Genomic DNA, 13,823 nt, shown 5'->3' with positions numbered 1-13,823 from the left:
GTTAGCCACTGTCTCAAAATTTTTTGGACAATAAAAAACATCAAGAACAGATATCCTGTATCATTGAAGTTCCTACACAAACAATGGAAGAGGATATTGTCTTGATGCAGAAACAGGATAGCACACACCGCCAAAAAGGTCAGCACTTAACATCACTCGAGCGCGGAAAAGTGGCCGGATTCCGCCAAGCTGGGAAGTCCAATCGTTGGATTGCTGCTGAAATTGGCGTCTGCCCGCAGACCATTAATAATGAAATCAAGCGAGGTACAGTAGATCAGGTCAAGAAGAGTAATGGCAAGCGCGTCTACCATCGACAATACCTGCCAGAGGCTGCTCAGGCACGTTACGAGACTGCACGCTTGAGCTGCCATCGTCCTGACAAGTTCGCCAGCGTACAGGTCTTCTTAGCCTGGTACGTACAGCGAGCTAAGCAGGACAAATGGTCGCCGGATGCTTCAATCGGCTATGCCAAGCGACACAAGCTGTTTACTCCTGAAGAGCTTGTTTGTGCCTCGACTTTGTACCAGTACATTGACGACCAACGCCTAGAGATTCGAAATATCGACCTGTTGGAGAAGACTAAGCGGAAGACCTCTCACCAGCACCACACCAAGGCTAAGCGCCTGGCTGGCCGCAGTATCGAGGAACGGCCTAAGGTCGTTGAACGACGCAGGCAGTTCGGTCACTGGGAGATGGATACCATTGTCGGTAAACGCAATGGCAAGGAGAGCGTCATCTTGACTCTGATTGAGCGCAAGACCCGTTGCCAACTTCTCCGCTTGATCGAAGGACGAGATGCAGACTCTGTGAGCTATGCATTGCGTGGAATCAAGCGCGAATGGGGAGCTTGCATCAAGACCATCACAGCCGACAACGGACCCGAGTTCACCGCCTTAAATACTGCTTTTGCTGGGACGGAAACTGAGATCTTCTACGCCCATCCTTACACGTCCTGCGACCGTGGCACCAACGAGGCACATAACCGGATGATCCGCCAGGACTTCCCTAAGGGCATGTCCCTAGATGACATTAGCCCTAGTCAAGTGCAGGCCACGCAAGACCGCTTGAATCAGTTGCCTCGCAAACAACAGGGCTACTGCACACCCCAGCAAAACTTTGAGGCCGAAGCTCGGCGCGTTCGCCGCATGGCCCAGTAGTCTCTCTAGCGCCACAACTTCTATTTGATAACGGCCTGTTCTGGGATTGTCCTCAACGACTGGCTAACTTGTTCTTGCAATTTACGAAAATAATTCATGCCTTTTTCCTCATTGGTTGTGTACTAATGCTGGCATGGCCTGCAACTTGCTAGGCCATTTTGACTGAGCATCCTTTAGCAGCGCTTGCCAAGCTTGCCATACATTGGTTTCTGAATACCGCTTTGCCGAATCATAAGCACCGGTCGAATATTGTTGTGCCAGTTCCGGATCGCGCAGTACATCAAGTATGGCGGCTGCCAACGCCTTGTAATCGCCATTAGCCACAATTCGACCGTTAATTCCGTCTTCAATAATTTCATTGGGTCCATAGTTGACATCGTACGTGAACCCGATCAGCCCGTGTGAAATGGCCTCCATGATGCCCAGGTTAAATCCTTCCATCCGCGACGTGAGGCCATACATCATGGCATGATTTTCAACTTCTGCAACATCAGTGGTGTAACCCTTAAACTTCACAACCTCTTCCAGGTGGTCCTCCTTGATCACCGCTTCAATCGCTCGTCGCGCCTTGAAGCTTTCTGAAGGATCCGCGTACCCGTATAAATCTAAGCTGACAGCAGGTATCGTGCGATGCACAATACCAATAGCCCGCACCAGATCATCAAGGCGTTTTTCCCAAGCGATACGGGCAAAAACGACCATTTTGCCAAACTGCCGCTTTGCTACGGGAATTCGTGGTTCGGCTAACTGGCGATCGGGAATAATGCCCACAGGAATGGTAAACAGTTTTGTCTGCGGCGAAAACCGCGCCCCGACGTCCCGAGTTTGCCGATGAGTCGCTGAAACCACGGCATCGTAACCGTTCATGGCGTGCATGCCAAACTCATAAAAGTTGTTCAAAATAGCATTCATCGGATCTTGTGAGTCGCTAGCATGTGAGTTGTGCAAATAAAAAACTGTATAAGCTGGCCTTTTCAGATGGAGCAAGCCCTAATCCCCTAAATGTGAGCGATCAAGCACAAAAATATTCGGTGTCGTTTCTGACCAAAAAGCCTCGTTAAGTAAATCAAAAAAATGTTTGGTCAGACGCTCAATCGTATCAAATTGACGGACAGTTCCATCCCGATCAATCAATCGCCAGCCTGACTTTTGGCGCTTGCCAACCGCGTCATCCTTATTAAAAGTTTCCAAGACCGTTTTTCCGGCAGGCGTTTGCCAAGTCTCCGTGCCGATTTTGTTGTCTGGTGTATACCATTGACTTAGTGATACAAAACCGCGACTGTCATAGTGATCGACCCGAAAAAGATTGTTAAAACCGTCAAAAAGTTCAACCGACTGAACTGTCCTATCGTCATTCAAATTAACCCGCGCAACCAGCTGCCCACGAGCTGTGAATACCAGATCCCGCGTCTCCTCATGTTGCACGTGTGTATTCATGACCCCAAAGTCAAGCTCTGACGTAACAATCTTTTTGGGAGGGGCATCTAACGCTTCTTGAAAATAGTCAAACATGCCAATCAGCTGTCGATCCGCAATCCCAGCCTCTTTGGCATGAACGTGGAGTTGTGGATCCCAGTCACGAATCACGATACGCGACTCAACGTGATGGGCATTAAAGAGTCTAAAGCGAGCCAGTTCCGCATGTTCAATTCCCGATTTCTGTTTGGGCATTGATGCGTTTATGAAGAAATTCATACTTGTAAAACCCTCCTGCAACGCTTCCCCTGGATTAGACGGCCATTAACGAACACAAATTTCAGTGACTTTCGGCACCATCTCCCTCCTCGTTGTTTGGGTTAACCAAACTTACGTTATATTATATCTGATAGAATTAATTTTTGACAGTTATTACCTCGGCTTATTTTTTAAACATATTTTTGGTTTAATTGCTTATAAGTTCCGTCATCTCAACACTTATAATAACTTATGGTTAAATTAAAAAGGCGGGCTGAAAAGGCTTTCGAGAACGATTTTGTAAAGAACATGTTCATAATTATTAAGTTATTTAATATACTGAATCCACTTATCAATCGTTTGAGTACACCCGCGGACTTAACACCAATGGCAACTGGAATCGCCCACAAAAAAGCTTCATCTCAGCCACTTGTTACTGACTGAAATGAAGCTACTATAAAAACTAAATTTAAGCTGCCACTGATCCACCCGGGCAAGGGCACTTCATCGTAAGGCAATTAGCCTTACCCTTTTGCTCCTCATGTGTCATCGACATCCATTTACATCAAGTTACTTTTTATTTGCCGGTTTGCCAACAGATTTGCCTGACTGCAATTTCGCGGCCAAATCAAGAATATAAGCCCGCAGCTCATCCTTAACTTCTGGATGGGTTAAGCCATATTCGATATTGGTTTTGACATAACCGAATTTGTTACCGACATCATACCGATCGCCGGTAAACTCATGGGCGAAGACCCGTTGCGTTTGATTCAGTGTGTCAATGGCATCGGTCAGCTGGATTTCGTTTCCTTTACCCGGCTTTTGGCTTTCAAGAATGTCGAAAATCTCCGGTGTCAATAAGTAACGGCCAATGATCGCCAAGTCGCTTGGTGCATCTGCAACTGCAGGCTTCTCAACGAACTTCTTCACGTTGAAGAGACCTTTGGAGACTTCTTTTTCAGGATCGATGACGCCGTAAGCCGATACCTCGTCATGTGGCACCTTCTTAACGGCAAGAATCGAGGCATGGGTCTTATCGTATTCATTGATCAGTTGTTTGGTTAACGGAACCTTGTCATTCATCAGATCGTCACCAAGCATCACAACGAATGGTTCGTCGCCTACAAACGACTTAGCCAACCGAACGGCATCCCCAAGGCCACGCGGATATGGCTGACGCACGAAGAACAGGTTAACCCCGATATCGGTGGTTGAATGAACAAGCTGTAGCAAGGCATCTTTATGTTTTTCTTTTAGATTTTGTTCCAATTCAGGAGCCGAATCGAAATGGTCCTCAATCGAACGCTTTTGTTTACCCTCAACAATCAGAATATCTTCAATCCCACTGGCTTTAGCTTCTTCAACGATGAATTGAATGGTCGGTTTGTCAACAATTGGCAACATTTCCTTAGCTAAAGCTTTTGTTGCCGGCAAAAAACGGGTCCCAAGACCGGCTGCCGGAATGACTGCTTTACGAACTTTCACACGCATACAAGTCCCTTCTCTACTAATTTAACTACCTACTCTACTATACTAGAAACCGCTTGCGAAGAGTACACGATTCCGCTAATTCTAAGAAAGAATTCATGACTTCATCGCAAAAAAATAAAAAAATCTCGGTTATTGTCAAAATGACCGGGATTTTTGTTAATCATTAATTTCATGGACTTTGAACTTCAGCGGTTCAATATGGTGCTTTCGCCAAGCCGCCAACAACGGCTGAATGGCCTGATGGGAATCAATCAAGACAATCCCACAGTCGCCGCCGCCTGCTCCTGACGATTTGGCAGCGCCACCTGCTTCTTCAGCCAGCGTCACTAATTGCCGCAAAGCCGGCGTTTGAATCGCAACCCCGGAAAAGTGTGCCAACTCGTCCAACAACTCACGGTTACGGCGAATACCGGCCTGAATGTGACTGAGAGAATGTTCCCTAAAGCCGGCAATTAGTTTTTCAAGTGTCTCGCGACTTGCCGTCAGAAATTGTTGATAAAGTTGTGGCCTTTTGGCTTTAGCCAAGGTGATCTTATCGACTAATTGTGATGTCGATGCTGGCGAACCGGTCCAGCCAACCAGCAGTTGCATATCTGCTGGCGCCGTTAACAACTCAATCGACAAGTCCGGCCAGTCAGCGTTGATCAAATCTGCCAGTGACATCTGATTTCTGGCAGCCGCCAACCATGCTTTGTCAAACGAGCGGTAAGCGATCCATCCACCATAAACCGATGCAGCAATGTCACCTAAAGAGCCATTACCCTGAACATCGAGGTGGGCAATGGCCGCAAGCTTATAAATCTGGTCTTTGGACATCTTCAAATCATAAAACTTGGCAAGCGCTTTGATCGTCGCGACTGTCACCGCTGCGGAACTCCCCAAACCATACTTCTTTCCGTCTTTGGCATCCAGTTGCGAATCAATATAAAGCTTGTATAAAGCAAGCGGTTTATTTAATTCACGCGCATACTGCTCTGTTAATTTAATCGCCGAGAGAATGTAATGAAATGGATTATCCCGGTTATCAAAAACCATTTCGTCGCCTTGGCGTTGCCAGTATAACGAATTTTCTTGATACTGTTCAGACACGATACTGCCGAAATGCTTCGCGGCTTCGACCGTCACGGTGACAAATTGATCCAATGCCACAATGATTGCCGGGAAGCCGGTTTCGACCACCGCGTATTCACCGGCAACATAAAGTTTGCCTGGCGCCTGCGCTGTTATCACACAATCAGAACCCTTCAATTTTCATTAATCAAGGACTCCAGAAGGAATCCGACTGTAAGTATAGCTGACCTGAAGTGACAAAAATGTTAGTCAGCAAAAACCTTACCCTTTTTAAAGAAATACCTTAATTATTTTAGCAGACATTAAACTTTCTGCAAGAGCGTGAGCAGGAGCACTTAGAAATGGAAAAATAAGCCGCTTATCATTTTTGCTGTCCAGGATTCAAAAAGGCTAATTGTTTCTTCTTAATCTCAGCAAACGTCTGCCACCACAATCTTTCCCAATGCGTGGTTGGCGTAAACTTATCCCACGGCATGGGAAAATAGCCATTCGAGGCAAAGTGAATGATCCCGGGCCGATCCAACTGGCTCCTTATCTCATTGACCCGTTGCGGTGCCAAATGTTCATACTTATCCAGTAACCGATCATCGTATTGCAGATTGAACCGCCACGGCAACAGATGAATGTGCTGATAAAAGACAACGTTGATAATATTTTGGTCACCATACGGGTAATTACGCCGATTGATAGCGGCCATCATCTTGTCAAACGGCGCAAAAGCTCGATAGGCGCGGGCATTAGCCACAAATACCCCTGCATTGATGTACTGGTCTGTACTCGGCAGGAAAAATTCCTTTGCCCGATTATGATTCGGATGCGTGGCGTCTTCGTAATCCAAAACCCCGCCAAGGATGTCTCCTGGCGTTAGCTGATCAAACAGTTCATTCACATCGGTTGTCACCAGCACATCATTGTCCAAATAGGCCAACTGATCATACGCCTGAAAATAATAAGGCAGCAACAGCCGCCAAAGGACCATTTTCGGCAATTTTGTGCCTGTTTCAAAATGATCCGAGACTTTTTCCATCATATCGTAAGGCGGCGTCCAAAAGTCAATCGATACTTGTTCTTTGCCATACAACTGCGGCATCTGGCGAATGAAGTCAATGTCTTCTTGATAACCCCCCTCCATTATCACCAGTACTTTCATCGGATTGGCTGATTTATAGTGCTTGATTAAAGATGTTATCGCCGTAGCTGTCAGCATAATATGTAAACCTTTTACACAAAAGACGACTGCTCGATTTGTCATTCTATCTCCTTTGATAATTGTCATGTCACAGATTGCGTACCTTCAGTGCTGCTGTACGTTAAAATTTTTCCTCACCGCGTTGTCAAATCATCTCCCTTAGCAATTTATATCAGTGTAAGGCAAAACAAACGCCTTACCAATCAAACTACTGTTAATCGATATCGGCCGAGTCGTTAACAAACCAGTCATTCATTATAAGGAGGAATCACCATGAGCCGCAATATCACGCGCCAAACGATTGTTTATACCCTGACCGACCCGGAGAACGAAGCATTCAAGCAGGTACGTCGGATGAACAACGTTGACCCTAATGCCAAAGACGAAGAATTGCTGGCAATCGGTCAAGCGTTTGCGAAGCTTTATCCAAACGCAACACTGACCAGCACCGTCTTGCAACAATAAGCTGCTGTCGTCGCCTAAGTTAACCGGAGGGATTATTGATGAAAACACTGATTTTTAGTTTCAAGTCCGAAGCTGTTAAAGCCACAAGCATTCGGATCAACAAATACGATGCCGAGATCACGGTTGAACAGGCGCAGCAATTCGCCGACGCCGTTGCTCAGGCACAGGCTTTCAAAAAGGAAGGCATGAACCTCTATGCCACACCGGTCAGTGCTAAAGTAACCGAAACCAACAGCACCGACCTCTTCACTACCGAAAAAAAGCCCGCGTAAAGTAAAGGGTCAAAACTGACCTCCCCCAACACGGCACCCCATTTTCCATGATGATCGATATGAAGCAGCCATTGCCCTCGAAGGAAGGTGACGGCTGCTTTTTGTGAGCGCGAACCGGCGCGGTTAGGAGTCGGAGTGTAAGTGGCCTTGGGCGTGATGGCCCAGGCTTAGGCCATCGCGCCCAAGACCCTTACAAGCAGACTCCTGCGCCGGTGAGCGCGTTATGGAGAGAGAGTCTCCAATAAGCACATGCCTGCGATAGAACAAATTCCTCCCTCAACATGAACGATCCATCACGACTCCTTCTTAGGCTCATCATTTTCACGGCCAGCCAGCTTATTCAAGTCATCAAACGTTGGCAAACCCAACAAATGCGACCAGGCACGCAACTTACCTAAAAGACTCGCTTTTCCCGGCTTGTCTGCCGCCAGCACAGTGACATCCCCTGCCGAAATAATTCCTTGAAATTCGCGGGCATACTGAGCCAACACCATTCCCAGTTGCTGGGCGTACCCCCAGTTAGCCACTAATTGCCGCGGCGACATTTTTGATAGCACAAACAAACTCAACGCTGCATATCGGCGCACCGCCAGCGAGGTCAATTCCGGTTTCTCCCGAGCGAGGGTCAGAAACACCGCCCCCAATTGATGAATGGCTTCCAAATCACGTTTTTGAAATTTGGCGTGAACACTGCTAGTCGCGTTAAATCGGTAGTAATATCGCGGTTGATCGACAAAATGAATTTGATCAATGCGCGGCAAGAGTTGGCCGATGAAGTAAGCATCTTCAAGCAAATTAAAGTTAGCAACCGGCACTGGCTCCTTGAACAAATCGGCGCGAAACATTTTATTCCACAAATAGCCTCGCAGATCATGATCCTCAAGCCAATACCGATACTTGTCATCACCTTCGATTGTAAATACCGGCGCGTGAAACGATCGGGCTTTAATTTTAGTGCCGCCAATATAGTTATAGTAGTTGACCACCGTCATATCGACCCGCGGTGTTTGCATCCCTTCTGCCATAGTTAATAACCACTGGGGGTGAACCAGATCATCGCTGTCCATGAAAGCGAGGAACGAGCCCTTCGCGTGTTCAATGCCAACCTGCCGCGCGCGGGCCTGGCCACCATTTTTAACCCGAACAACATGCATTCGCGCATTCTGGCGGGCATAGGCTGCTAAAATAATCTTACTGGTATCCACTGACCCGTCGTCCACGCAAATGATCTCAAAATTCGAATAATCCTGCGCCAGCAAACTATCCAGTGCCTGAGCCAAATACTTTTCGGCATTATAGACCGGCATGATGACTGAGATCAATGCTTCCTGAGCTGCCATATCGTCCCTCTTTTCCCTTGTTCCTACAATGTTCTATTATCCGACAGCACGGCGGCCAAAAGCGATATATTTAGCCAAATAAAACAACAAAAGCAGGAAACAAATGGCTGCTTCCTGCTTACTGGTTCCGTGATGGCTGGTTCTGATCAACCGTTCGTCATGCTTTGGTCTGGCTAACGGCGAATCCCATTATTCCGGAAGCGTCTTGAGATCGTCTTCGGTCAATTGATACTTGGCATCAATCGGATCACCTTGTGAGGTCAGAATCTTCGGACCGTTATCCGTAATCACAAGGGTATGCTCGTACTGGGCACATTTGCTGCCATCAGCCGTGACATAGTATTCCCATGTATCACCTGGCACCTGCTTGCCCTTAATCTTCCAGGTGCCTTCCGTGATCATCGGTTCGATTGTAATGGTCATGCCTGCCTTGAGCCGCAAGCCGTGGCCAGGAACGCCATAATGCGGCACATTTGGGCTTTCATGCATCGTTGGCTGAATGCCGTGACCCACAAGCTCACGAACATCCCCATAGCCGTTGTCATCTTCCGTATAGGTCTGAATCGCAGCGCCAATATCACCGATCCGATTACCGACAACCGCTTCATCAATCCCAAGATATAACGACTTCTTGGTTACATCCATCAGCTTTTGGTCAGCTTCTGAGACTTTGCCGACACCATATGTCCAGCAGGAATCGCTAAAATAGCCATGCCAACTGATCACTGTGTCGACGCTCACAACATCGCCGTCTTTTAATTTCAGTCCCTTACGCGGAACGGCATGAGCAACTTCATCATTAATGCTAACACAGGTCACATACTTGTAACCTTCAAAACCAACTTGCTCTGCCTTGGCACCATGGGATTCAAAAAACTCTTTGGCAAACTTTTCAATTTCCCAGCTGGAGATTCCCGGCTTGATAATATCGCGCAAGCCAACATGCATTGCTGCTAAAATGGCACCTGACTTGGCCATGCCTTTAATTTCACGTGCTGATTTGATGGTAATCAAACTTCTTGCCTGCTTTCCAATACGATTTTAACTCGCAATTAGTGTAGCATTAATTGGAAAAGAGCGCGAGTGTAGCCGGTATGACGAATGAATCGCCCAGAAGTTGTCACCCTATGCTATAATCAGGCGAATGAGCAAGAACAACAGCCTCGCCGTCATCGGAATTTGAGGGCTGTTTTTTAGGAGGATGAATAAAGAAAATGGCAAGCGCGAGAATTGTATATGCCAGCCTAACCGGTAACAATGAAGACATCGCCAGTATCATCGAAGAGGCTTTTGAAGATTTGAACGTGGATGTCACCACCACAGAAGTTTCGCAAGCCTTGGCCAGCGATTTTGAAGATGTGGATATTTGTGTGACGGCAACTTACACCTATTCGGATGTTGGTGACGGCGAGTTACCGGATGAAGCCGTTGATTTTTATGAAGAGCTTCAGGATCTCGACCTGACTGGTAAAGTGTACGGCTGTTGCGGCAGCGGCGATCGGTTCTATGACGACTTCGCCACGTCTGTCGATGATTTCGACAAGGCGTTCGCCAAAACCGGCGCAACCAAGGGAGCCGAGAATGTTAAAATCGATCTTTCTCCTGAAGAAGACGACATCAAGCATCTGGAAGCCTTCACCAAACAGTTAGTCGAAAAATTCAAATCTATGCAATAAAATAAACTGAACCCAAAAGGCTCGCGCAGGTTGTCGCGCGAGCCTTTTATTGCGCCGCTGAAGGCAAATTGAATTCATTAGGATTCCTCTTTTGGCCGCGGCGTTTTCACCCGCCGCTTCACAAAGTCGTGGACTTTTCCCTTACTGCGATGAAGCCGACCGATGAAGTACTCCGCCGTCAGCGCATTGATGACCGCGCCCCACAGCAAGACCAGTGCCGAAAAATTCAGCCACAACATAATGGCAATGAACGTACCGATAGTGCCATACGACAGGTAACGGGTGCCAAAATAATGCATATACAGCGAAAAGGCCTGGGCAATCAGAAGCCAGCCAATCACCGTGAATGCCGTGCCTGGCAGCACCGTCCATATTTTGATTTTGACATTCGGTAAGAAGTAATCAAGAAACATAATGATAATGAATAATGCCGTAACGGTCACCGGCCAACGTAAGGTATTAAATGTTTTTAGCCAATCATCGTTCAGCCGCAACAAAGGAATCAGCCATTCGAGAAATTGGCGGCCAAATGCAAAGGCAATCAAAATCGTGCCCATCACAATAATCAGCATGAAAGTCATGAGCATCGACAACAGCCGTTGAATAATGAAGTTTTGCGTGGCGTCCACACCATAAACCTGATTAAAGCCCATCTTCAGGCCATTCACGCCTAGGCTAGCGGCCCATAATGTGGCGACCGCACCGATTCCCAATAACCCGCCACTACTTGTGCTCAATAAATTGGCAATCACCGGATCGAGCCACTTCATCACATTCGAAGGCACCGCCTGTGTCAAATAAGTTGCTAAACTACGGTAAGTCAGCCCCAGGTATGGCAAGGCGTTGGCAACAAATAAGATTAAGGGAAAGAGCGATAATAACGCATAGTAAGCGATAGCCGCTGCAATTTGGCCGATATTGGATTCAGCCACACGATTCATTGCCAAGCGGACAAAGACCCAAAACTTGGTCCGGCGCGGCAACTTCATCTCTGCTAATGCCATCTGGCCCGAACGGATCATGGCCTGTTGCTCCGTTGAAAGTAACGGTCGTTTTTTACGATGATTTTTCCGCGCCATGCTTTACCCTCCTTCCCAGCCAATGATTAAGGCTCTCTTTAATTTTGCCAGAGTTAATCTAGTAAAAACAAGCAAAACATATTTTGATTCATAAATCATTTGAATAATGACGATCTTCGAAATGGCGCCTCGCCGATCACGCCAGAAGATGGGTGTCAACTGCACGGAGAAAAGCTGAATAATCGGCTTTAACCTGATTTAAATACCACTTGCTCCACCGCTGAACCGCGCTGTCGAAATGCTTATCCAGATAACCGGTGACGACTGCTGCCTGCGGTGTTTGGGCGTGCGCCCTCGCCAAAAGGTAGGCCGTCATCTGGGTATAATACTGAAATTCAGTGAAGTTGAGTTCCTCCAGATCCACCGATCCTTTCATATCCCGAAACTGGCGAACATAATAACTTTTATCGCCGACATTAAACCAGCCTAAAAAAGGGTCAGAGGCTTTTTGAAGAATCATCTGGGCGGCAATGATTCGCTGTCCTTGACTGACTTCCTGTTGCAAAGTCATGCGTTCGGTATGCGGCAACAGTTCCTGCCGTGGCGGCAATGCTTCCTTGACTTGCAGCACTATATGGCCGCCGCTTAAGCCGCTGAGCAAAACCAAGTAGCAGTTTGTCCCGAAGCTGCCGATGCCGACACTATGATGAATGATATCTGTAATCCGATACTGGCTTAACAAAACCAGAATATCCGCGCGGGTGGTCTTGCGATACTGGGTAAACCCATCGTAAATCGCCTGGTAAGTTGCTTGGTCAAGCCGCACGGAACTCGGCGGATCGTCTTTGAACCGCATATGGCCATCATCAGTTGTCAGGGTATATTTTTTAACGACAGAATCATTATTGCGTTTTGTCGCTTTTTTAACGAATTTCGCCAACAATTGCGAGTCTTCTGCGCCGGGAATTTCCTGCATCAGGTGCTTGACTTCAGTGGATTGATAGAAGCGGTCCAAGGCACCGAGCTTGAACAGGTCCCGTAAGGTTTTGCGATAAATGCTGGCATCGGTTTGCACGAGCTCATCTAGCTTATCGGCCGCAAACCCCTGCTGATCGCCCAGCAGATAAACACTGGTTAGTAAACGTTTGATATCAAACTCAAAGCTATTAATCTGAGCTTCGTCAAAGTCGTTGAGGTCGAACAGCAAATTCCGTTCCGGTGAGGCGTAAAAGCCGAAGTTTTGTAAGTGCGCATCGCCATCGATTAACAGATTGATCCCCGATTTCTCACCTTGGCGCAGATCATAAGCCATCAGTTCGGCAGTGCCGCGGAAAAAGGCTGCCTGCGATGCTCCCATTCGCTGGTGACGCATTGGCAATAGCGATTCCGTCAAATTCTGTTCCACACTATTAATAAACTGAACCGGATCACGATCAATTTTACTAACGGCAGCGAGGCTCTCAATCGGGGCGGTCTCTCGAATCTTTTTCCCCGTCTCCTTCAAATCATCAATCGTATACTTAGCTGCGACTCGCTCGCGCAATAAATCTTTAAGGTCTGATGAACTTCCCATAACTGACTCCTTTTTGGTTTAGGTGCCGTCCGTTTCATTTTGATAGGATAACACTTGGTAAGTCAAAAGTAGCACATTGTTGGGCGGTTTTCCAGTACTGTGAGCGCTGGAGCAACAAAAAACCTGCTTGCAGGCGACCTTACACCGGTCAATTGGCAAGCAGGTTTTTATTCACATTAGTTTATAGACAACATGACGCACGGAAAAACGATGTTCCCCAGTTTATCGTTTAATATCCTTGTGCGATTTGGGCTTTTTCAAACCATGAGATTCGCGGGTCGTCTGAAAACCGACCATTGACAATAAAGTCTTGCGTCACAGCGGTTAAAATGTCGACCATTTGATCGCGGGTGATATCGATGAAGCCCGGTGCCATCAAATTAGCAATCCCGGTTGCGACAATCCATACCCCACAAATCGTGTTGCGCAATTGCGCTTCGCTTAAGTTTTTGGCAGGTTCATAAGCATCAAAGACGCGCATAGCCGTACTCATTGCATATTCGCGCATCTCGTCAACCCCAAAATGATCTTCAACAAAAACCGCGCGGTAAAGCGGACGATTCTCTAGTGCAAAGTAAATGTAAGCCAACCCCAAGTCAACAACCGGATCATTCGTATAATGCTTCGCCATCTTCAATGCCAACAGTTCTTTAATTCGATCCATGACGGCTTGCTTTAATTCAGCCATATTCTTGAATTCTAAATAAATCGGCTGGGTTGAGCAGTTCATCTTCTTCGCAATATTTCGTGCGGTAAAACTCTTAAAGCCTTGTTCCACGACCAGATCATATGCTGCATTGAGAATCTGATCATGCGTGATAGTTTTCTTTCGTGCCATATTGTTCCCCTTACTTTCTTTAAAAGTTATTTAAAACTAACTTGCACACAACTAAATT

Annotated in this window: 12 protein-coding genes and 1 pseudogene; 4 read left to right on the top strand and 9 right to left on the bottom strand. The window is 47.0% G+C overall.

Annotation, left to right across the window (positions count from 1 at the left end; all coding sequences use genetic code 11):
• Positions 1-104 precede the first annotated feature (104 nt).
• Positions 105-1,157 (top strand): IS30 family transposase, encoded by a 1,053-nt coding sequence (locus LBCZ_RS05145; protein ID WP_010620018.1) that lies wholly within the window; start codon positions 105-107, stop codon positions 1,155-1,157.
• 108 nt (positions 1,158-1,265) lie between these two features.
• Here LBCZ_RS05145 and LBCZ_RS05140 read toward each other — a convergent pair.
• The 4 genes and pseudogenes from LBCZ_RS05140 to LBCZ_RS05125 form a co-directional block, all read right to left on the bottom strand.
• Positions 1,266-2,852 (bottom strand): annotated as a pseudogene (locus tag LBCZ_RS05140) (glycosyltransferase family 4 protein).
• 549 nt (positions 2,853-3,401) lie between these two features.
• Entirely contained in the window at positions 3,402-4,316 is a 915-nt protein-coding gene (galU, locus tag LBCZ_RS05135) for a UTP--glucose-1-phosphate uridylyltransferase GalU (RefSeq protein WP_010489094.1), read from the bottom strand.
• A 162-nt stretch (positions 4,317-4,478) separates the two neighbouring features.
• Entirely contained in the window at positions 4,479-5,552 is a 1,074-nt protein-coding gene (locus LBCZ_RS05130) for a phosphomevalonate kinase (RefSeq protein ID WP_039638896.1), read from the bottom strand.
• Positions 5,553-5,754: 202 nt separating this feature from the next.
• Complete coding sequence (locus LBCZ_RS05125; RefSeq protein WP_025013681.1) at positions 5,755-6,645, bottom strand: glycosyltransferase family 8 protein; 891 nt, start codon at positions 6,643-6,645, stop codon at positions 5,755-5,757.
• A 210-nt stretch (positions 6,646-6,855) separates the two neighbouring features.
• On the opposite strand from LBCZ_RS05125, the gene LBCZ_RS05120 reads away from it, so the two are divergent.
• Positions 6,856-7,047, top strand: a complete 192-nt coding sequence (locus LBCZ_RS05120; protein WP_032959032.1) for a DUF1659 domain-containing protein — start codon at positions 6,856-6,858, stop codon at positions 7,045-7,047.
• Positions 7,048-7,085: 38 nt separating this feature from the next.
• Positions 7,086-7,319, top strand: a complete 234-nt coding sequence (locus LBCZ_RS05115) for a DUF2922 domain-containing protein (RefSeq protein ID WP_025013680.1) — start codon at positions 7,086-7,088, stop codon at positions 7,317-7,319.
• 293 nt (positions 7,320-7,612) lie between these two features.
• On the opposite strand, the gene LBCZ_RS05110 is transcribed toward LBCZ_RS05115, so the two are convergent.
• Together LBCZ_RS05110 and map are read right to left on the bottom strand one after the other, a co-directional pair.
• Positions 7,613-8,659 (bottom strand): glycosyltransferase family 2 protein, encoded by a 1,047-nt coding sequence (locus LBCZ_RS05110; protein ID WP_039638894.1) that lies wholly within the window; start codon positions 8,657-8,659, stop codon positions 7,613-7,615.
• A 189-nt stretch (positions 8,660-8,848) separates the two neighbouring features.
• Positions 8,849-9,673 carry a type I methionyl aminopeptidase gene (map, locus tag LBCZ_RS05105; RefSeq protein WP_025013679.1) on the bottom strand — a complete coding sequence of 275 codons (825 nt, stop codon included), beginning with the start codon at positions 9,671-9,673 and terminating at the stop codon, positions 8,849-8,851.
• 200 nt (positions 9,674-9,873) lie between these two features.
• Here map and LBCZ_RS05100 point away from each other — a divergent pair, with 200 nt between their 5' ends.
• Positions 9,874-10,335 carry a flavodoxin gene (locus LBCZ_RS05100; protein WP_025013678.1) on the top strand — a complete coding sequence of 154 codons (462 nt, stop codon included), beginning with the start codon at positions 9,874-9,876 and terminating at the stop codon, positions 10,333-10,335.
• A gap of 77 nt (positions 10,336-10,412) precedes the next feature.
• Here the strand turns inward: LBCZ_RS05100 and LBCZ_RS05095 are convergent, their stop codons facing one another.
• From LBCZ_RS05095 to LBCZ_RS05085, 3 genes are all read right to left on the bottom strand, one after another.
• Positions 10,413-11,414 (bottom strand): YihY/virulence factor BrkB family protein, encoded by a 1,002-nt coding sequence (locus LBCZ_RS05095; RefSeq protein ID WP_025013677.1) that lies wholly within the window; start codon positions 11,412-11,414, stop codon positions 10,413-10,415.
• A 136-nt stretch (positions 11,415-11,550) separates the two neighbouring features.
• Positions 11,551-12,927 carry a DUF2252 domain-containing protein gene (locus LBCZ_RS05090; protein ID WP_025013676.1) on the bottom strand — a complete coding sequence of 459 codons (1,377 nt, stop codon included), beginning with the start codon at positions 12,925-12,927 and terminating at the stop codon, positions 11,551-11,553.
• Positions 12,928-13,156: 229 nt separating this feature from the next.
• Positions 13,157-13,765, bottom strand: a complete 609-nt coding sequence (locus LBCZ_RS05085; RefSeq protein WP_010489114.1) for a TetR/AcrR family transcriptional regulator — start codon at positions 13,763-13,765, stop codon at positions 13,157-13,159.
• Between the last annotated feature and the right edge of the window lie 58 nt (positions 13,766-13,823).

Origin of the sequence: Lacticaseibacillus casei DSM 20011 = JCM 1134 = ATCC 393 (assembly GCF_000829055.1) — a bacterium.
Classification (GTDB): Bacteria; Bacillota; Bacilli; order Lactobacillales; family Lactobacillaceae; genus Lacticaseibacillus; species Lacticaseibacillus casei.
This window is presented reverse-complemented; position numbering and strand designations above follow the sequence as displayed.